This is a genomic window from Novosphingobium sp. P6W, assembly GCF_000876675.2.
In the GTDB taxonomy this organism is placed as follows: Bacteria; Pseudomonadota; Alphaproteobacteria; order Sphingomonadales; family Sphingomonadaceae; genus Novosphingobium.
This window is the reverse complement of record NZ_CP030353.1, coordinates 515452-532500: the sequence shown is the minus strand read 5'-3', so window position 1 is coordinate 532500 and position 17049 is coordinate 515452. Positions and strand designations below refer to the sequence as shown.

21 protein-coding genes are annotated in these 17049 nt (G+C 62.0%); 12 read left to right on the top strand and 9 right to left on the bottom strand.

Annotated features, from left to right (window positions below):
- Positions 1–33 precede the first annotated feature (33 nt).
- Positions 34–1353, top strand: coding sequence for a site-specific integrase (locus TQ38_RS18815; protein WP_043975633.1), 1320 nt, complete (start codon positions 34–36; stop codon positions 1351–1353).
- A gap of 402 nt (positions 1354–1755) precedes the next feature.
- Here the strand turns inward: TQ38_RS18815 and TQ38_RS18810 are convergent, their stop codons facing one another.
- From TQ38_RS18810 to TQ38_RS18805, 3 genes are read right to left on the bottom strand one after another with little or no spacing between them, the layout of a single operon-like run.
- Entirely contained in the window at positions 1756–3294 is a 1539-nt protein-coding gene (locus TQ38_RS18810; protein WP_240198144.1) for a helicase-related protein, read from the bottom strand.
- Positions 3275–3985: a DEAD/DEAH box helicase gene (locus TQ38_RS30985; protein ID WP_240198143.1), complete on the bottom strand. Its 711-nt coding sequence runs from the start codon at positions 3983–3985 to the stop codon at positions 3275–3277. The genes TQ38_RS18810 and TQ38_RS30985 overlap by 20 nt, the downstream gene beginning before the upstream one ends.
- Complete coding sequence (locus TQ38_RS18805) at positions 3966–5213, bottom strand: ATP-binding protein (RefSeq protein WP_255418000.1); 1248 nt, start codon at positions 5211–5213, stop codon at positions 3966–3968. Before TQ38_RS18805 ends, TQ38_RS30985 begins: the two co-directional genes overlap by 20 nt.
- Before the next feature lie 66 nt (positions 5214–5279).
- On the opposite strand from TQ38_RS18805, the gene TQ38_RS18800 reads away from it, so the two are divergent.
- The 5 genes from TQ38_RS18800 (at position 5280) to TQ38_RS18785 (ending at position 8241) form a co-directional block, all read left to right on the top strand.
- A protein-coding gene (locus TQ38_RS18800; RefSeq protein ID WP_113941997.1) for an IS3 family transposase occupies positions 5280–6451 on the top strand; the annotation gives its coding sequence in 2 pieces (ribosomal slippage) (positions 5280–5544 and positions 5544–6451; 1173 coding nt in all).
- 133 nt (positions 6452–6584) lie between these two features.
- Positions 6585–6716: a hypothetical protein gene (locus TQ38_RS31325; protein ID WP_255417993.1), complete on the top strand. Its 132-nt coding sequence runs from the start codon at positions 6585–6587 to the stop codon at positions 6714–6716.
- 89 nt (positions 6717–6805) lie between these two features.
- Positions 6806–7270 (top strand): hypothetical protein, encoded by a 465-nt coding sequence (locus TQ38_RS18795; RefSeq protein WP_043979697.1) that lies wholly within the window; start codon positions 6806–6808, stop codon positions 7268–7270.
- A 12-nt stretch (positions 7271–7282) separates the two neighbouring features.
- Positions 7283–7792 (top strand): hypothetical protein, encoded by a 510-nt coding sequence (locus TQ38_RS18790; protein ID WP_043979694.1) that lies wholly within the window; start codon positions 7283–7285, stop codon positions 7790–7792.
- Between the two features lie 98 nt (positions 7793–7890).
- Entirely contained in the window at positions 7891–8241 is a 351-nt protein-coding gene (locus TQ38_RS18785; RefSeq protein WP_162792306.1) for a hypothetical protein, read from the top strand.
- A gap of 185 nt (positions 8242–8426) precedes the next feature.
- Here TQ38_RS18785 and TQ38_RS18780 read toward each other — a convergent pair whose 3' ends face one another.
- The 4 genes from TQ38_RS18780 to TQ38_RS18765 all read right to left on the bottom strand — a co-directional run bounded on the left by TQ38_RS18780 (position 8427) and on the right by TQ38_RS18765 (position 10733).
- Positions 8427–8849, bottom strand: a complete 423-nt coding sequence (locus TQ38_RS18780) for a lysozyme inhibitor LprI family protein (protein ID WP_052505988.1) — start codon at positions 8847–8849, stop codon at positions 8427–8429.
- Positions 8850–9055: 206 nt separating this feature from the next.
- Positions 9056–9616, bottom strand: coding sequence for a hypothetical protein (locus TQ38_RS30050; RefSeq protein WP_162792305.1), 561 nt, complete (start codon positions 9614–9616; stop codon positions 9056–9058).
- A gap of 33 nt (positions 9617–9649) precedes the next feature.
- Positions 9650–10219, bottom strand: coding sequence for a hypothetical protein (locus tag TQ38_RS18770; protein WP_043979688.1), 570 nt, complete (start codon positions 10217–10219; stop codon positions 9650–9652).
- Between the two features lie 52 nt (positions 10220–10271).
- Complete coding sequence (locus TQ38_RS18765; protein ID WP_162792304.1) at positions 10272–10733, bottom strand: hypothetical protein; 462 nt, start codon at positions 10731–10733, stop codon at positions 10272–10274.
- Between the two features lie 162 nt (positions 10734–10895).
- On the opposite strand from TQ38_RS18765, the gene TQ38_RS18760 reads away from it, so the two are divergent.
- Positions 10896–12095 carry a tetratricopeptide repeat protein gene (locus TQ38_RS18760; protein ID WP_162792303.1) on the top strand — a complete coding sequence of 400 codons (1200 nt, stop codon included), beginning with the start codon at positions 10896–10898 and terminating at the stop codon, positions 12093–12095.
- Between the two features lie 46 nt (positions 12096–12141).
- Here the strand turns inward: TQ38_RS18760 and TQ38_RS18755 are convergent, their stop codons facing one another.
- Positions 12142–12810, bottom strand: coding sequence for a lysozyme inhibitor LprI family protein (locus TQ38_RS18755; RefSeq protein WP_162792302.1), 669 nt, complete (start codon positions 12808–12810; stop codon positions 12142–12144).
- A 159-nt stretch (positions 12811–12969) separates the two neighbouring features.
- Here TQ38_RS18755 and TQ38_RS18750 point away from each other — a divergent pair, with 159 nt between their 5' ends.
- The 5 genes from TQ38_RS18750 to TQ38_RS18730 all read left to right on the top strand — a co-directional run bounded on the left by TQ38_RS18750 (position 12970) and on the right by TQ38_RS18730 (position 16148).
- Positions 12970–13467, top strand: a complete 498-nt coding sequence (locus tag TQ38_RS18750) for a hypothetical protein (RefSeq protein ID WP_043979681.1) — start codon at positions 12970–12972, stop codon at positions 13465–13467.
- A gap of 43 nt (positions 13468–13510) precedes the next feature.
- Positions 13511–14008, top strand: coding sequence for a hypothetical protein (locus TQ38_RS18745; protein ID WP_162792301.1), 498 nt, complete (start codon positions 13511–13513; stop codon positions 14006–14008).
- Entirely contained in the window at positions 14005–14496 is a 492-nt protein-coding gene (locus TQ38_RS18740; protein WP_043979680.1) for a lysozyme inhibitor LprI family protein, read from the top strand. Before TQ38_RS18745 ends, TQ38_RS18740 begins: the two co-directional genes overlap by 4 nt.
- 156 nt (positions 14497–14652) lie before the next feature.
- Positions 14653–15477, top strand: coding sequence for a hypothetical protein (locus TQ38_RS18735; protein ID WP_162792300.1), 825 nt, complete (start codon positions 14653–14655; stop codon positions 15475–15477).
- The gene (locus TQ38_RS18730; RefSeq protein WP_162792299.1) at positions 15474–16148 is read left to right on the top strand and encodes a hypothetical protein; all 675 of its coding nucleotides are present in this window, start codon (positions 15474–15476) and stop codon (positions 16146–16148) included. Before TQ38_RS18735 ends, TQ38_RS18730 begins: the two co-directional genes overlap by 4 nt.
- A 5-nt stretch (positions 16149–16153) precedes the next feature.
- Here the strand turns inward: TQ38_RS18730 and TQ38_RS18725 are convergent, their stop codons facing one another.
- Positions 16154–16927, bottom strand: a complete 774-nt coding sequence (locus TQ38_RS18725) for a hypothetical protein (RefSeq protein WP_043979676.1) — start codon at positions 16925–16927, stop codon at positions 16154–16156.
- Positions 16928–17049 lie beyond the last annotated feature (122 nt).

Here is a 17049-nt window from a genome sequence, read left to right as displayed (position 1 = left end):
GCCAGGCACACCTTGTAGCACTGGCGGTTTGTCATGCAGAGGCACGAGATCTTAGGCGGAAAGGTCCAGGTTTACCGGCGGATAGACGGCGGCAACTGGCATTGCTCCGCATCAGTCGGTGGCAGGCAGCGACGAGCCACTACCAAGACGGACAGCCTGTCTCTTGCCAAGCAAGTTGCCGAAGACTGGTACCTCGGCCTGCGCGGCAAACTGCACGCCGGCATCCTCAAGGCCGAGAAGACCTTCAAGGAAGCCGCTGCCCAGTTCCTGCGCGAATACGAGATTATCACCGAGGGTCAGCGCAGCAAGCGTTGGACCGAGGGACATGGTATTCGCCTTCGCGTCCATCTGCTGCCCTTCTTTGGCGACCTTGGGCTTTCCGGAGTCACGGGCGGCAAGGTGCAGGAGTACCGGGTGCATCGGATGTCGTCGCGGGGCATCGCCAACCCGCATTCGAAGAGCAATCGCCCGGTCTCGGACAAGGCGCCCGCCAGAAAAACCTTTCACAACGAAATCGTGACGCTGCGCCAGGTGCTGCGCACCGCCGTGAGCCATGGCTGGCTGCCGCACTTGCCTGACATCTCCAGCCCCTACCGCGCTTCGAGTAAGGTCGAGCATCGGCCCTGGTTCAGTCCTGCCGAATACAAGCAGCTTTACAAGGCAACCGGGGCTTATGCCAAGGAGCCGTTCCACGCGCACTTTGCGTGGAACGCGCAGCAGGTGCATGACTACGTCCTGTTCATGGCCAACACGGGCCTCAGGCCCGATGAAGCCTCCAACCTTGAACACCGTGACGTTGAGGTCGTCATCGACGATGAGACGGGGCAACAGATTCTGGAGATCGAGGTACGCGGCAAGCGCGGGGTGGGCTTTTGCAAAAGTATGCCCAATGCCGTGCGGCCCTATGAGCGGCTGCTCAATCGGCCCAAGCCCATGCAAACCGAAAGCCGCCGCGCGGCGCAGCGACGGCGCTGGGCCGGAATCGAAGAGGCCCCTGAAGCGCCAGAGGCGCAGTTGCCGAAGCCAACCGACAAGGTCTTCCCCGGCAATCACGTAAAGCTGTTCAACGGCGTGCTCGCCAGGGCAGAGCTCAAGTTGGACCGGGATGGCAAGGCCCGAACGGCGTACTCGCTACGCCACACGTATATTTGTTTGCGGCTCATGGAGGGCGCCGATGTCTACGCGGTCGCGCGAAATTGCCGGACCAGTGTCGAGATGATTCAGAAGCACTATGCCGCCCATATTAAGAACATGATCAGCGCCGCATCGGTGAATGTACGCAAGGTCAAGCCTAAGCGTCGGCAGCAGCCCCCACCTGTCCAGTTCGAAGATGATGACCTGATCGACGGCTAGCCGCTGCTCAGCGCGGCGCCTGCCGACGCGCCAGCGCATCCCCTTGCGGGTGCGCCTCGCAGCAGCGCCCTTGCGGCGCTGATGCGTGCACGTACGTGCCTCTAGGCTTTACCGAGCGATCATTGGCGTTCCGGGTGTCTCTGGCGCCGCCCACCGACATCGACCCTTCCCCGGCACTTAGTTCCGTTTTGACTTTCCGGAAGCGGGCATGTTTTCCGGTTTGTTCTTGGATTGCCAATGTCGGGAATTGGACATTCGCGACAGTCCGGTTTCGGATAATGATCTGAAGAATGCGGACATTCATGATGGAGGTGGTGATGACGGTTTCCGCCGATATTGCGGGCGTCGAACATCTTTTCGGTATTCCCGATGCCGGGTATTAGCTCCTTTCGGCAGGCGGGCTCAGCATTCGTGTCCGAGCGTATTTGTCGCTGATCTGAGGTTCTCCAGAACATGGGTTACGTCGTCACGATACCTTTCGTTTCGGGCCGCCCATAGCCGCCGCAAGAGCGCTTCATCGACGAAGTCGTCGAGCTTCCCTGTTCGGAGGCCCGCGACGAAGTCCGATAGATATTCCATCGGCGGGCAATCGCCCGCCTGACGTAGAACTGAAGTCAGTTGCTCAGGTGTTATGTCGACTGCGGTCACGCCCACGTCGTGGACAGCGACCTCGATGCCGGCGCTCATGAGAACGATCGACAGCACCGAGTTTACAGCCGTGCCGCGCCAAGTGATGACGTGGGTGTCGCGCGTCGCCGGAAGAAGTGCGCGCCGGTCGAGGTCAAGTTCGCGGAATGCGTTGCGCCCCTGCAAGAGGAACTCCTTTCCGGCCGCGTCGAGATATGCCGGGACCTCGTGGTCGGACAACACCTCCAGCATCGTCGCAGTGACGCGGTCGTGCAGCTGCTCGTTCGCAGGTCGATCGAAACGGGGCAGCTTGCCGGATCGATGGGGAACGACGTCGAGCACCTTGGCGCGGTCGTCGACCGCCTCCACCCGCCACCTCCGACCTGCGAAGCCGACCAGCGATCCTATTCCTAGGACATTGGTGAGCGGAACGGTTCCGAGTGTCCGACCGCTTGAAACCAGGCGCCATTCCTCGTCAGTTTTGAACACGGCGTAGAAGTCGCGCGCTTGGACTAATTCCTCTCCAGCCTTCCCGAGCATGAGAATGCCGTCTGGCGATTGCTCGAGAAGGTCAGAGCCTTGGGGACCGGCCCCACGCAGGAGATCGGCGTAATCCGCAGGTGCGAAAGCTAGGTAGCTGTCCCGACCGAATAGGAGCTTGTGCGCCGCGGCCGCTCGGACCCCGCCTTGCGATGCGATGAGCGACAAGGTCTGATGCAGCGCCACCGTGGCGAGCGAGGAGTCCTCAACGGATGGTTCGACCCAGTTCGCCTGCAGGAGCCGGACGCAGGCGACAGCCCTCACAGTTTCAAGACGGAGCTTGTCCAGAGGATCGGAATCCGGGTCGAGATGATCCTCGCGGACATAGATCCGAAGCACTGCTGGACTCCCGCGCCGGCCGCTCCGGCCTAGGCGCTGCTTCAGCCCGGACAGCGATCTGGGCGCGCCTACCTGGGCGACAGACTGAACGCTACCAAGATCGATGCCGAGTTCGAGCGTCGTTGTCGCGACCGCAGTGGTTGGCTGATCGCCAGCCTTAAGGCGCGTCTCCAGCGTCTCGCGCAGCTCCTTTGACAGACTGCCGTGATGGGGGAAGAACTCCTCAGGCACGTTGTCGCGCTCCGACCGCTCGCGAAGACGGTCTGCAAGGGCCTCGACCGTGCGGCGGGATGCAGCGAACGCGAGGTTGTTCGATCCGCGCAGGTTCGAGAAGATATGGTCGGCAATCTGGCTTAACGCATCGCTCGCACCGTTCTCCGCGATCTCGTCGATCCCTGCTCCCTCGGGTGGCTCTTCATATCCGCGGATCTGCAATCTGACGCCTGGTCCGCTCTGCGGCGCGCGAAGCACATCGACGCTGTGCGGGCTCACCGCGTTCATCCACCGGCATGCGCCGTCGGCATCGCCAAGCGTCGCGGAGAGGCCGACCCGTCGCGGACGTCCGGACGTGATCTTCCACGCGGCGAAGAAGGGACGCCAGGTGCAGCCCGCGCGGTCCCTGAAGAAAAGCATGGAGTTCGTCGACGACGATCCCATACACGCCACGAAACAGCTTGGCGGCATCAGCAGGGCGACGCAGGAGAAGCGCCTCGATTGATTCAGGCGTGATCAGCGCTACGCCGGCCGGCGTTTTAAGCAGCCGCGTCTTCGGTCCCTGCGGCGCGTCCCCATGCCAACGGGTGATCGGCACGCCAAGACGTTCGCATAGCGGTTCTAGGCGCCGGAACTGGTCATTGATAAGAGCCTTGAGGGGACTGATGTAGAGGAGGCGAAGGCCGTCCCCAGTTATCTCTGCGGCTTCGGTGAGCAGCGGCAGGAACGCGGCCTCGGTCTTGCCCGACGCCGTGCCTGCCATGATGATCACGTCGCTATCCGACCCTAGGATCGAACGGATCGCGGTGTCTTGTATCTCACGCAGGCCGGTCCATCCCTCGTCGCGAACCCAGCGGCGGATTTCAGGATGGAGCCGATCGTACGAAGGGACGTCAGATGCGAAGGTCGACAAGCTCGTCGTCCGCCTCTGGCTCTTCGGGCTCCTCCCTGTCGGGCGATACCGCGCCGATCAGTTCGTGCCACTGCGTGTCGGGGTTCTGCTCCAGGACGGATAGGAACTGGACGAACGCCTTGATGGTGTTGCGGGGCGTGCGGAAGTAGGCCTCACCTATCCGTTTGTTGCAGTGCTCCATGAAAGCGGTCTTCGCTTCGTCTGGCACGAGATAGGCCGACGCATCTCCTAGTGCGAAGACCGATCTGATGTTCCCCAGCAGCACGAGGAGGTCCTCGGGCGAGAGGCTCTGCAGCCGTATAACCGGTCCGCTGAGGTCGATCCGCCCCTCGGTTGCGAAGCTGTTCTCCTCCAGACGCGACTGGAGCGCCTTGTAGCTGTAGAGGCCGCGTCGGCTATCGAGCAGGAATTCCGGTGTTCCCCCGAACACGAAGCCGAGCCCCTCGACGTTACCCTGGAGCACGTCATTGAGCATCCTTAGTAGCTGCTCGTAGTTTTGGTTACGTGCTTGGGAGCTCTGCAGCTTGTAGAGGTTCACCATCTCGTCGAATACCACGAGAAGGCCGGCATAGCCGGCAATGCGAACGAATGCCGAAAGCAGCTTGAAGGTATCATAGACGTCAGCGTCGTCGATGATGCTTCGAACGGGGAGAGCCTGACGCGCTTCCGTTTTGGTGGGATACTCGGCCCTGAGCCAGCGCAGCGCAGCTGCCTTCAAGCTGTCATCACCGTCCTCGTGGGCGCGCCAGTAAGTCTTGAGCACCGTAGAGAAGTCATGACCACCCAGCATATCCAGCAGCGGAGCAAGGCGTCGATCTATGATGCGCTCGACGGGAGAGCCGCCGTCTTCGGCCTCCCGGACGCATTCCGTCACGAAGCGCTCCACGATACTGGGGAGTGCGCCACCTTCGGGCTTAGTGCGCGTGGCCATGTTTCGAATGGCCTCGGCGTAGAGGCCCCGGGCCTGACCGCCAGTGGCATGGAGCCTTCGGTCAGGAGCAAGGTCGGCATGGACCGTGACGCATTTCCGTTCGAGGGCGATGAGGCGCACCAGATTGAGGAAGAAGGTCTTGCCTGCTCCATACTCGCCGATGACGAAGCGAACGGCCGACCCGGCATCTGCGATCCGATCAATGTCGCGGACAAGCGCGCCGACCTCCTGAGAGCGTCCTACCTGAATATGCTGAAGGCCCACCCGCGGAACGACGCCAGCCGATAGCGCCTGAATGATTGATCTGCCCCCCGCTGAGTGGCCCAGAGACTATGATAGTCTGGACCATGAAAGGGGCATTGAATGCCGAGCAAGAAGCACAAGCCGGAAGAGATCATCGGCAAGCTGCGTGAAGTTGAGATTGTGCTAGCGCAGGGAGCCTCGACTGCCGAGGCATGCCGGCGGATCGCGGTCAGCGAGCAGACCTATTATCGGTGGCGCAAGGAATATGGCGGGCTGAAGACCGATCAGGCGCGGCGGATGAAGGATCTGGAGAAGGAGAACCAGCGGCTGCGCCGGGCGATCTCGGACCTGACGCTGGACAAGCTGATCCTGCAGGAGGCTGCACGGGGAAACTTCTGAGCCCCGCGCGGCGGCGACGCTGCATTGATCATGTGCGACGAGAGTTTCCGGTATCCGAGCGACGGATATGCCGGGTGCTGGGTCAGCATCGATCGACGCAGCGCAAGATGCCGCGCGGGGCAGATGACGAACAGGCACTGACCGAGGACATCATTGCATTGGCGAAGCAATATGGTCGTTACGGCTACCGCCGGGTCACGGCGTTGCTGTGCCATGCAGGGTGGACGGTGAACCATAAACGTGTCGAGCGGATATGGCGGCGTGAAGGACTGAAAGTCCCGCAGCGCCAGCCAAAGCGCGGGCGTCTATGGCTCAATGACGGATCCTGCATCCGCCTGCGGCCGGAATATCCGGGACATGTATGGGCCTACGACTTCGTCGAAGGGCGCACGCATGATGGCCGCAAGTTCCGCATCCTGACCATCATCGATGAGGCCAGCCGGGAGTGCCTGGCGCTCGTCGTGGCGCGTCGGCTCAGGCATGAGGATGTTCTGGCGGCCTTAGCCGACCTGTTCATCTCGCGCGGCCCTCCGGCACATATACGGTCCGATAATGGCAGCGAATTTATCGCGACCGCCGTCCAGCAATGGCTGGGGCAGATCGGCGTGAAGACGCTCTACATCACGCCGGGATCACCATGGGAGAATGGCTATAACGAAAGCTTCAACGGGTCGCTTCGCGACGAACTGCTCAACGGCGAGATCTTCTACAGCCTCGCCGAAGCCAAGGTGCTGATCGAAGCTTGGCGGCGGCATTACAACACCGTCCGCCCGCATAGCAGTCTGGGATACCGACCACCGGCACCGGAAACGGCGACACCGCCATATCCGGCCTCCGGTTCCGCTTCGCTCCACCTCCGTCCGGATATGGCGGCGATGGGCTTAATCCACTAACAAACCAAACGGTCCACTCGGTGGGGGCAGATCACAAGATGGCGCGTTCCACCTGATCGGCCTCGACGTCACAGAGAGCCCACGCAACGGCGGCGAATACACCTCGCGTAGCATAAACTACCTGACACACCGGATGAAGGTCGAAACCGGCCAGATGGAGGAACAGGGCAAGGACCAGGTGAAATGGCGCAACATTGCCAAGACCCAAGGGCCAAGATTGGACGAAGTCGGCGACGGACTGGCCTTCACCGTTCCGACTGCCTGATCGAACGCGAATTGATCGATTGATCGGGTCGCTCTACGGTTCCAGCGGAAACTCAAGGCGTTGCGCGCAATCACGACAGGAGACGTATCATGAAGCGCTTGAGCATCTTTGCCCTTGGTCTGGCCGGCTCTGCCGGGCTGGTCGGTGCGGTAGCCGCCGCCGCCGCAGATCGGGCCGGTCAGGTTCCGTCGCTGAGCGCCTGGCTCGGCAAGGAGCCATTCAAAACAATCGATGGCACTACGTTCCTTGAACATCCGGTCACCGTGGCCGCCCTCCGCAAGGCCGTCCTGGACGCGCGCGTGCGCCAGACGATGCTTGTTGCGGCCTCCAACCCCTATCAACCGGTGGAACAGCACGGACTGGAGCTCGCGACCTTCGGGTGCCGACTCCACGCTTGTGGCGATTATGCCTGGACGGTTTACGTCGACCCCAAGAAGCAGACGGCGCGGGTCTGCTACCACGAACCGGCGATGGGTGGCCGTTCGCGCTGGTATAGCCCGACGGGAGCGACGAAGATGGTCGATGGCGACACATGCCCCAGTTCAGGCCAGTGAGCGGCGAACATCATGAAACGCGCATTACTTGGTATCGCGCTCTGCGCTCTCGCCATGGCACCTGAGGGCGCGGCGATCGCCAGGCATTACGCCGCGCCGTCCTCGCGGACGGGCTATGTCGGCAAGTATCCATCGAGCAACTTAAGGGGCATCGCCGCCATGAAGGATCGCCACGCTCGCACAGAGGTAGCAACGGGGGTGTGCTCGGCCATTATCCGCGAAGCGGTGCGCGACAAGGACATGATCACCCAGATTATCAAGGTCGGCGATCGCCTGCGGCCATCGGGCTATGAGAGTCGCAGTGCTGGCTCCGCCAACCTGGCAAACTTGACGGCGCTTCCCGGCAGCAAGGCGGCGGTGTGCTCTTACACCGAGGTCGAGCACAAGCGGTTGGACTGGTGTGTCGACGGCAATGTCGTCGACACCGCATACCCGAGGGCCGAGCCGACGCGGTGCTGCCCCTCTGAGGCTGGCGATCTTGCCAGCCTGGACACGTTCCCAATCGGCTCGATACCCAAGTGAAGGGTCTTGCATATGCAGCCGGAGTACTGCTGCTGAGCGCCGCGCCTTGCGCCGCAGCGACGGGCGATAAGCTAGATCAGGCCTCCGTGGCGCGCGCGATGTACAAGGGTGCCGTGACGACGGCGATGAAGCTCAAGCGGCTGATGTTGAAAGGACAGATTTGCGGTGTGCTTTCGCAAGATGAAGCCACCATCATCCAAGTCAACGCCGACGCGCTGATAGCCGGGGAGGCGACACAACTGTCATCAGCCGATGCCGATTGGGCACGCAGCTATCGCGAAGGCGTAAGCGACGGCGCGTTCCGTTCTGCCGATCCCGCCGACGAGAGATCAGACGAAGCTTGCCGCCGGTTTGCCGCACCCGGCGGCCCTCTCGGCAAGATCAGGACCTGGACGGACAAGCCGATCGACGAAAATGGCATCCGTCTGAGTCCGCGCACATTGCCGTGAAACTTTGAAGTAACGATCCTTGCCCCGGCGGGGCCCCGATACGAAACTTTGCGAGCGAAGCGATACAGGCGGATCAATATCCAGGATGCCCAAACGGCTTGATCGCTAATCCGTGCGGATCCGTGTTGATGCGCGGTACGGACGGTGAGGAGAACGAAGCAATTTCTACGTCTCATTGTCTGAAGCTACGGACGATAATTCTTCAGCCACAGCGTGCGCTTGATCGTCTCGTCCAGGAAGCAATTACTATAAACGATTGCCGAGGCCGTGCCTCCGCCAAGTTCTTCCATTGCCGCATGGCACGTGCTCTCGCGCTCCTTGAGCCAGGAGCGCTGCAGCCCGCGCAGCGTAGCTTTTCGTGACGCGTCGAGCCGGCCCATGACCATCTTGTACGCTTGGTTGAGCCGGGCATCCTGGCGTGTATTCTCGCTGCCAAGGCAATCCATCATGCCGGCGGTGACGCCTTGTGCCGCGTCGCCGCGCTTCATGCAGCGATCGAACAAGGGTGTGTACGCCGCCGAAACCTCGGCATCCGTCTGCGCGAGCGCCGGCGTCGTCGCAGCGATTGCGCCTGCGACGGCGATTGCGATTGCCCAAACTCTCATCATGTCCACCTCAGTGCTTCTGCCATCTTGCCTAAAACTAGCATTTTATTGATCGCTGTGTAATTATCGGTATAGCAACGCAACTCCTACCGTGAAACTCCATGATGCGCGCCTCCCGTGAGCTTGGCGCTAGCAACATGGCCATGGCTGAATTTTCAAACGAGGAAGCATACGCATTCGTTGATGGGCGTTCGATACGCCATAGCGGATCACTTCGTCGGATCCCAGTTCTCGGGCAAATCTTCGAATCCTTCCAGCGCATAGCCCTTATAGCTTGTCCCCGTCAGCTCTCCACGATCGCACTGCATAGAGGTTGTCTCGTAACTGTAGCTTGTGATGATCTGGCGGATTTTCAGATCGGGCCGGCGGAAGCTCCAGCCTTCGGTCACCTTGTAAGTCGCGGTCTTTGGCGAAGTCACGACGACGCCCTGGCTATCAATCAGCGTCTGGCTGCTTCCGTCATCGACGCGGATCGGCTTGGGATCTGCCTTCTTCAAGTCGGCTCGATAGCGATCTTCCAGAAACGCCAAACAATTTGCAAAGCTGGGAAAGCGGCGGGATTCCATTGGTGAGGGCGGTAGCTGGCCGCTAGCCAATGCCGGTGAAACGCAGCTGACCATCGCGAGCATGCCGACAGCACAGTGACGAGAGCCACTCATCCTGGCCTTCTTTGTCATCAAATCAAATCGAGGATCGCTCATCTTGAAAACCTCTCTGCATGGCAGCTGCGCAGTCCCGACATCCAGGATAGTGGCGCTCATCGCGATCAACCGGCCGCTTCCTCAAGCATCGTCAAGACAAACTTAGCCAGCCGCAATCGGAGGGGCGGGATAATCTTCACCATCCGAAGGGCACTTGCCTTGTTTCATGATGCTGGGCGCGCCCGGTTCGAACCATTGCGACGACTGGAAGTCCTCATCGTAGCCCAGCCCATCGTATATACATACTTCGGGCTCCGACCCGTCGGGTGCGAGCACCACGGACCAGTTCCTGTAGTCCTCGGCGTGGTTCTCGCCGCCCCATATCAGCAACCGGCCGCCCTTGACGCGCTTGATCGGAATGCCGAGTTCACCGTCCTTGTAGCGGACGACCGCACGAACCTTTGCATCGGGCACCGCAGCGGCGATCGCGGCCTTCACAGCAGGGTTGTCGAGGAAGCGATGCCCCGCCACGACGTCGAACGGATACTTGCCTATGTATGGCGTCAGGTCCTCTGCCGGTGCGACGGAGGGCTGCGCGGCGGGAGCAGTGCTCGGCCTAGGGGTCTCTGCCGCCAGCTTGGGGCCTTGCGCCTCCTCATCTGGCGCGCTTGCCCTTTGACCGCATCCAGCAATTGCCAGCAAAGCCAGACTTGCGAAAGCAACCACTTTCATACCTTCTCCTCGTTTTATCCCGCGCCGGAAGCCGGGTTTCAGTTACCAGGTTTCAATTGCTGGCCCTGCTCAACCGCCAGCAGCCGTTCGTCCATGCGAAGTCGTAGGACCTGGGCTGCCCGGTCCTGCGTACGAGGGTCCGGCCGTCGCCTTCGCCATCGTCGCGGAAGATGCCGGGCTGGTAGGTCAGGCGCCGACCCTTGCCGGGCAAATCCGTCACATCGACGGAGAGTTCGCGGAACCGCTTGTTCAGGTCCGCATTGGACAGCGCGACCGACGCCGGATCAACATACGCATAATCTACCTTGCCAATCCGGAACGGTTCAGAGGGCACGTCGCGGTAGCGGGCCCGCACTGCGCCGGAGGCGATGAAGGCTTCCAGAAATTCGTAGAACTCGCCCCGCCTACAGGCGCTGGCTGCCTCTTGCAGTAATTGCTGATTTTCGCCTGGCGAGGGCGGGGCCGCACTTGCGGGCGACACTGGACCTGCCAGCGTGATGAATGCACCTGCCACGATGGAGATTCGGCTGAATGCTGAGTGTCGCATAAGGCCCTCTAACTGTCCGTATGAGGGTGGAGACTACTCAAAAATAATCAATGTGCAATTATAATTTGAACATCGATAAATTTTCGGTACGGTCGTGAACTATCAAGGATGTCGGTAGAAGGCTTGACGATGATTTCGTACAGATCTGTGGCTTGCGCCGCGCTTGGAGCGGCGCTTGCGATCATCACGCCGAGCGTCCAGGCGAAAGAACCTGATGCGAGGAAGGTCGCCGCCGTTGATGCCGCCGTCGCGCGGCTTGGCGAAACGATGCAAAAGGCGGATGGGCTTGAGAAGCTGGGCCACTTTGCGGAAGCGGAGCCGGTCTGGCGCGATGCGCTAAACCAGCGCCGCAAACTCCTTGGCGAGCGCGATCCGCTGGTTGCTGCGGGGATGCAGCGCATGGCGCGCAACATCGAAGTACAGGGTGATTTTAGGCGGGCGGAGCCGATGCGCCGTTCGATCCTGGCGCTGCTCCAGGCGGATGCGGCCTCTGCGCCGGGCGTGCCCGAAGCCCATTCGGCGCTGGGCTACAACCTGACCATGCAGGGCAAACTGCATGAAGGCGCAGCGCAAAGCTACAAGGCGCTGGAGATCCTGCGTGCGGCAGGAAAGGGGGAGGCGCCCGAGGCGGCGCACGCGCTTTCCGTCGTGGGGCTCACGCTCGACAAGCAGGGGCTCTACGCCGAGGCCGAGCCGTTCTATCGCCGCGCGCTCGATATCCGGCGCAAGGAACTGGGCGAGAACGATCTGGACACCGCGACCAGCTACAACAATCTGGCGTCTGCGCTGAGCGGGCAGGGGCGGTTCGGCGAGGCGCAAGGTCTGTTCGAGACGGCGCTGGCCATCCGCGAGGCGGACGGCACGGTGCCGGATCTGGTCGCGCAGAATGTGCTCAACATCGCCCTGAACCTCGACAGCCAAGGCCAGTCCGGCAAGGCGAAGATGATGTACGGCATAGCGATCAACATGTGGACGAAGCTGTACGGCGCAGAGCACGTCGCGACCGCCAGCGGATACAACGGCCTGGGGATGAACTACTACCGCCAGGACATGTTCTCGATGGCCGCCGTGCAACTGAACCATGCCCTGAAGCTGCGCGAGGCGGCGCTGGGGCGCTATCATCCTGACACGGCGGAAAGCTACGGCAACCTCGGCATGGCGGAGCGGGCGATGGGGCACGAAAAGAAAGGCAAGGCGCTGATCGCCACGGCGCTCGAGATCGACGAGCGCACACTGGGCAAGAACCACCCGTCTACGCAGGCATTGCGCAAGGCGCTCGACTCCGCGCCGCCGGTGAGCAGGCCCGAACCGGTGGTGGTGGCTTACTGAGGAGCCGCCCAAGCCGAACTGAAGCGGCGTGGGTGGAGGGCCGGGTTTAATTCGGGCCTACGAAAAAATACTCGCCGGATAGCGATCCGTTGTGACCCCAGTAACCCGGCTCGGCGTCGCTTTGCGTTATCGCCAGCATCGGCCCGGCGCGGCCCAGCGCAATCCGGCTGGGCGTCGGCTCGGTGATTCGCGCGGTCCAGCGGCCTTGCGCATCAGCGGCGGCGCTGCCTTGGGCATCGCAGACCCAGCGCCCCACCGACGGTTCGGATGTGTTCGCCGCGAACGACACAGTGCCGGACGGGCTGCGGCGAATCTCGATCTCACCGGTGACGTTGCGCCACTTGCCGATCACTCCGGCGGGCGGAGACAGCCGGATCGCGTTCAAGAAGGCGAGGCAGCGGCGCAGAGTATCGGCAAGGTCCTTGGCCGAACGCGGGTCCATGTACGTGTCGTCGCCGCCGGCCATGAACCATTGCTGGTCCTGTTTCAGCAGCTTGGCGGAAGCGCTGTCCAGCTGCGTCAGCAGCGTCCTGTACCGCTCGGCGATCTGGCGGTCGAGCGCGGCCAGCCCGGCATTGGCGCAGATCAGCTTCTCGTTGTGCGAGGACGCCTTGCGGCAATCGAACGAGGGCGCGGCGGCCATGGCAGGGGTCTCGGTCGGCAGCAGGGCGGCAGGACCGATGGCCGCACATGCGCTCAGATTGCGAACGGTCATGATCGCTCCTTCGAAGAACAGGGACGCTTTCACGGCGATGAAGGCATCAAACTGCATAATGGGTGCCGAAAAAAATGATCGCTGTCGATTTTCAATTTGAACGGTGATCATTTATCGTTAGGCTGCCCTTTGTCATCATGGATATCGAAAAGGATCGCCATGCCATTCGCCAAGCATGCCGCCGCCGTCATCATGCTGATCTCATCCACTATCGGCGGCGCGGTTTGTGCGCGCGCAGAGGAGATCACCCAGGTCCATGCGGCGCTCAACGGCTTGTCCCGGGCCGACCTCTCGGGTCCGTCGCCGCGTCTGCTGGTCATGCTGGAGCGGTGGTTTCCCAAGTACACCGAGCAGGGTCCCTGCGGGCCCGGCACCGACCTGATATCGTCGGATGTCGTCTGTGAATGGCGCGCGCCGGGGGCGAACACCAGTGGCGCGATCCTGCCTGACATGTTCGTGTCGCTGTCTCGCCGCACGCTGGACAGCGTCGTGTTTTGGGGCGAGATGCCGCTCAACACGCGCAACTGGCAATGCAAGAGGGCGGTGAACAAGGAGGTCTCGACGATCTGTATCTCGCTCGTCGTGCCGGCCGAGCGGCGCGCGCGCCTGATCACGGACTGGGCAGCGCTGCTCGCCCGCATCGCGCCGGGCGCGTGACGTCCTCTTATGTGTCTTTGCATCCAATCGGAAGGGAACTGCGATGAGAATGCTTCATCTGGCTCTGCTGGCGGCGGCAGCAGCGCCGATATCTACCGTTTCGGCTGCCGCGCCGCTACAGCACGACTGGAAGACTTACGGCAACGCGCGGTTCGAATTCCTGATCTGCTTCCCGGCGGACCTGCTGACCCCGCAGCCGGAGGCGGACAATGGCGACGGGCGGGTGTTCGTCGCGGCGGACGGAACGCGCCTGGAGGTATGGGGCACCTTCAACGCGCAGAACCTCACGCCCGCGCAAGTACTGGCGCAGGAAACCGCACGTATCGCCGGCGAGCATGGAACGGTCACCTACAAGGCGTCGAAGCCGGACTGGTATGCCTTGTCGGGAACCAAGGACGGTAAGGTGTTCTACCAGCGCGGCCTGTCCGACACGGTGCGCTTCGCCAGCTTTCGCCTTGTCTATCCCAAGGCGGCTGCGGCCACCTGGAATCCTGTCGCAGCCCGCATTTCTGCATGTCTGAAGGGAGCGGAAGGAACATGATTGGACTCACCCAGGCACGCGGCGCGGCGATGGCGCGCGTTCTCGCGGGGCTTCTGCTTGCCGTAGAGGCCATGCCCGCTGCGGCCATCGTGCCTGCGTCTGATCCGGCGATGGACGATCCGGTCTGGCTGGCGCAGTGCGTGAAGAAGGCCGATGCCGAGGGCGAAGGCACCACGTTCGGCTGGGGCCACTGCATGGTCGACCACCGCGAAGCGCTGAAGACCGCGCAGGCCCGGATCGCGGCGCGCATCGTCAAGGCGCTGGAAGGCAAGGGCCCGGCTGGAACCAATTACCCGCGCGCGGCGGCTTCCTTCGCCGAAGCGCAGCGGCACTGGATGGCATTCGTCGATGCCGACTGCGGGATCATCGATGATGTGTTTGGCTATGGCACTGCGCAAGGACTGGCCGGGGAAGACTGTGTGATCGAACACTATCAGCGCCGCAACGATCAGTTGCGGGAGTTGGAGAAGTCTTACTTCAGCAGCTGAAACGATCCATAAGGGCAGCATGCAATGACGATAGGACGATGGTTTCAGGGGCTTATCAGCCGCAATTGCGAAAGCGGCGGGGCAGGTGGCAAACCGACCGGACGCATCACACCGGAACGCCTGGAGGCTATATTCGCCTACGCTAGGGGCACCACGGTGGAATCGATCGGCGCGCTGCACCATGCCCCCCGTCACCTGAAGTTTAACTTGCATTTTCATCCCGACCCATTCGAGATCGACATGCGCCGTGCGGCTTTGCCCTATCGCCGTGACGAGATCATCGCCCATCCTGCCCACCTCGACTTTTCGTACATGCCGCGCTTTGCCAAAATCTCGCTGGTGGATGGCTATGTGGAATACCGCTGGAGCGAGACCGGGCAGGCGCGCTATTATGATTGCGCCGTGACCCACGATCCTGCGCAGATTGCGCTGATCGACGATGCGTTCGACCTGTGGGAGGCCAATCTGGAGGAGCGGCGCATCGCGGACGCCGCCCGCCCCGTTCATGCCGGCCCCGTCGATCGGACCGCCCCGATGGCGCTTATCCGCCATTACATCGCGCATGCCGATCCGCATTATCTGTTCGATGTGCTCGGTGGCCCCGACACCGACGACATCGTGCTCTGGGTCGACCGCGGCGAGGAGGATGATGAGATCGTGAAAAAATGCGCAGCCCTGCTGAGCTTGCCGAGTTTGTCTGCGCGCTTCGATGACATGGCACTGGAGATCACGCGGGGCGGGGTGCTCACGCGCATCGACTACGACGGCGGGGATGCCGACCGCGACGAGACCTTGGCAGCGCTTGCCGGGGTGCTCCGCCCGGACTTCGAACTGCGCTATTGCACGGACAGTCAGGGCAATAGCGATGCCGCATTCCTGCCTTTGCCGCGCGCCGACTGGGAGATGCTGGAACGCGAGTACCCCGCAGAGGTGGCCCGGCTTTTCACGCCGGTCTCGGCAACATTAAAGATCTTTCGATGAAGGAAACGACCGTGGTTCGTGTAAGTCTTCTCGCTCTGGCCCTGTGCCTTACTGCCGCGCCTACCGCGGCATCCACTACCCCTGATCAAAAGGCCAATATTACTGCAGAGGCAGACAGGGTGGCGGGCACCCTTGATCCAGTTTCGGCCGAGGTGCTACGCGGTAATCAGAAGAGGTGGGAGGGCTGGGCACAGGCGCTGGCAAAAAGGGCGGCTGTCATGGTGCGGGAAGGCAAGGCGAGTACGCAGGAACTGGAGGAGGTGACGGCATCGCTAAAGGATCAGCGACGTCAATTCCTCTCCGGCATCCGGCCCGGCGACTGGCAGGGCATGAAAGGTGGCTGGAGCGATGGAATGAAGGAAGTCCTGCTCGACCTGAACGATAAAGGCTATGCCAAGGTAGCCAGCATTTCCCACACCTTTGACGGAAGCAAAGGCATCTGCGTCATTGAGGGAACCGCGGCTTCCGCCGGCGACGACATCGTGGTGACGCCAAAAGATGGCCCAGGCCATGCCGTCATTATACGCCGCCTGGGCATAGCGCTGGCGATTGAGGACGAGAATGTGCAGCCTGGCACCTTGGCACCCTACTGCCAGCCCGGTGGCGCGCTGGCGGGACAGTATTTTCGCATCGAGGGGGCCGACAAGGTCATACCTTGGCTGCTGTACTGAAAGCGTCAGGGCACGGGGAGAGTGCGGCGCTTTAGTCCTTCCGGGGTATTGGCACCGGTTGCGATCATGACTTTGCGCAGGCAACTGGTTTCCATGTCCTTCGCGGTCGGCACTCCGCCCTCCTGCCTATCGAGCGTGAAGGTCATGATGCGCCCTTCCGGCCCACGATAGAGCGGGTAGCCCGGGCCGCCATCGGTCACGAACGTCTGGGAAAGCGTAGTGAGGTCCTGCCACCCCGCGCTCTTCGCCGCTGCCGCCAGCCGCGCGGCTGTTAGGCAACCATCGGGGCCGGTTGCGCCGTTGCTGATCTCAAGCGTCAGATTGATCTCGACGTCGAGCTTGTCCAGTTCGACGAGACGGCGCGGGTCCGCGCCGGTCTCGAAGACGGCGGGGTGGTCGTCGCCTAGCGGGAAGGCCGCCTCGCGGACGGCGATCAGCATTTTCCAGTCCTTGCCACTTGCCATCGTCGCATACGCAGTCATGCGGCGTTCGCTGCGGATCGGCTTGATCCCCGGAAGCCCGAAGCTCAGCGCCAGGCCGACATGCTCCATGCGAGTGCCGAGGGCACGTTCGATCAGATGTGCAATGCGCCCAGCCAGATCAGTTTCGTCGTAAGGGCAGGTCGCGGTGCTGAGCGCCTGCGTGTCCGGGTCGGCGCCGAGCGCTTCCGGCCCTGGGCGGCACAAAGTCAGTCGCGCGGCCGGTTCGGGCTGCGCGATCGCCGGAGGGGCCGAAGCTGCAAGCAGAACAGCGACAAAAGCGGGGGCGATCTTGCGCATGAGTCCGAATCTCCATCGTGGCGAGAGTAAGGTGCGGGATAAATAGACATCGGTCAATTATATATTGAACGTTGAGTATTTTGTGGCAGATTGGGTTCCAGATCCAAAATGCGATTGAGGAA

What these genes read in the sequence shown, in the direction of transcription:
- TQ38_RS18815 (WP_043975633.1), top strand. Translation starts at nt 34, where the DNA reads ATGCAGAGGCACGAGATCTTAGGCGGAAAGGTCCAGGTTTACCGGCGG.
- TQ38_RS18770 (WP_043979688.1), bottom strand. Translation starts at nt 10,219, where the DNA reads ATGAAAGTGGTTGCTTTCGCAAGTCTGGCTTTGCTGGCAATTGCTGGA.
- TQ38_RS18740 (WP_043979680.1), top strand. Translation starts at nt 14,005, where the DNA reads ATGATTGGACTCACCCAGGCACGCGGCGCGGCGATGGCGCGCGTTCTC.
- TQ38_RS18785 (WP_162792306.1), top strand. Translation starts at nt 7,891, where the DNA reads ATGTACAAGGGTGCCGTGACGACGGCGATGAAGCTCAAGCGGCTGATG.
- TQ38_RS18780 (WP_052505988.1), bottom strand. Translation starts at nt 8,849, where the DNA reads ATGATGAGAGTTTGGGCAATCGCAATCGCCGTCGCAGGCGCAATCGCT.
- TQ38_RS18795 (WP_043979697.1), top strand. Translation starts at nt 6,806, where the DNA reads ATGAAGCGCTTGAGCATCTTTGCCCTTGGTCTGGCCGGCTCTGCCGGG.
- TQ38_RS18755 (WP_162792302.1), bottom strand. Translation starts at nt 12,810, where the DNA reads ATGACCGTTCGCAATCTGAGCGCATGTGCGGCCATCGGTCCTGCCGCC.
- TQ38_RS18750 (WP_043979681.1), top strand. Translation starts at nt 12,970, where the DNA reads ATGCCATTCGCCAAGCATGCCGCCGCCGTCATCATGCTGATCTCATCC.
- TQ38_RS18730 (WP_162792299.1), top strand. Translation starts at nt 15,474, where the DNA reads ATGAAGGAAACGACCGTGGTTCGTGTAAGTCTTCTCGCTCTGGCCCTG.
- TQ38_RS18725 (WP_043979676.1), bottom strand. Translation starts at nt 16,927, where the DNA reads ATGCGCAAGATCGCCCCCGCTTTTGTCGCTGTTCTGCTTGCAGCTTCG.
- TQ38_RS18745 (WP_162792301.1), top strand. Translation starts at nt 13,511, where the DNA reads ATGAGAATGCTTCATCTGGCTCTGCTGGCGGCGGCAGCAGCGCCGATA.
- TQ38_RS18760 (WP_162792303.1), top strand. Translation starts at nt 10,896, where the DNA reads ATGATTTCGTACAGATCTGTGGCTTGCGCCGCGCTTGGAGCGGCGCTT.
- TQ38_RS18790 (WP_043979694.1), top strand. Translation starts at nt 7,283, where the DNA reads ATGAAACGCGCATTACTTGGTATCGCGCTCTGCGCTCTCGCCATGGCA.
- TQ38_RS31325 (WP_255417993.1), top strand. Translation starts at nt 6,585, where the DNA reads ATGAAGGTCGAAACCGGCCAGATGGAGGAACAGGGCAAGGACCAGGTG.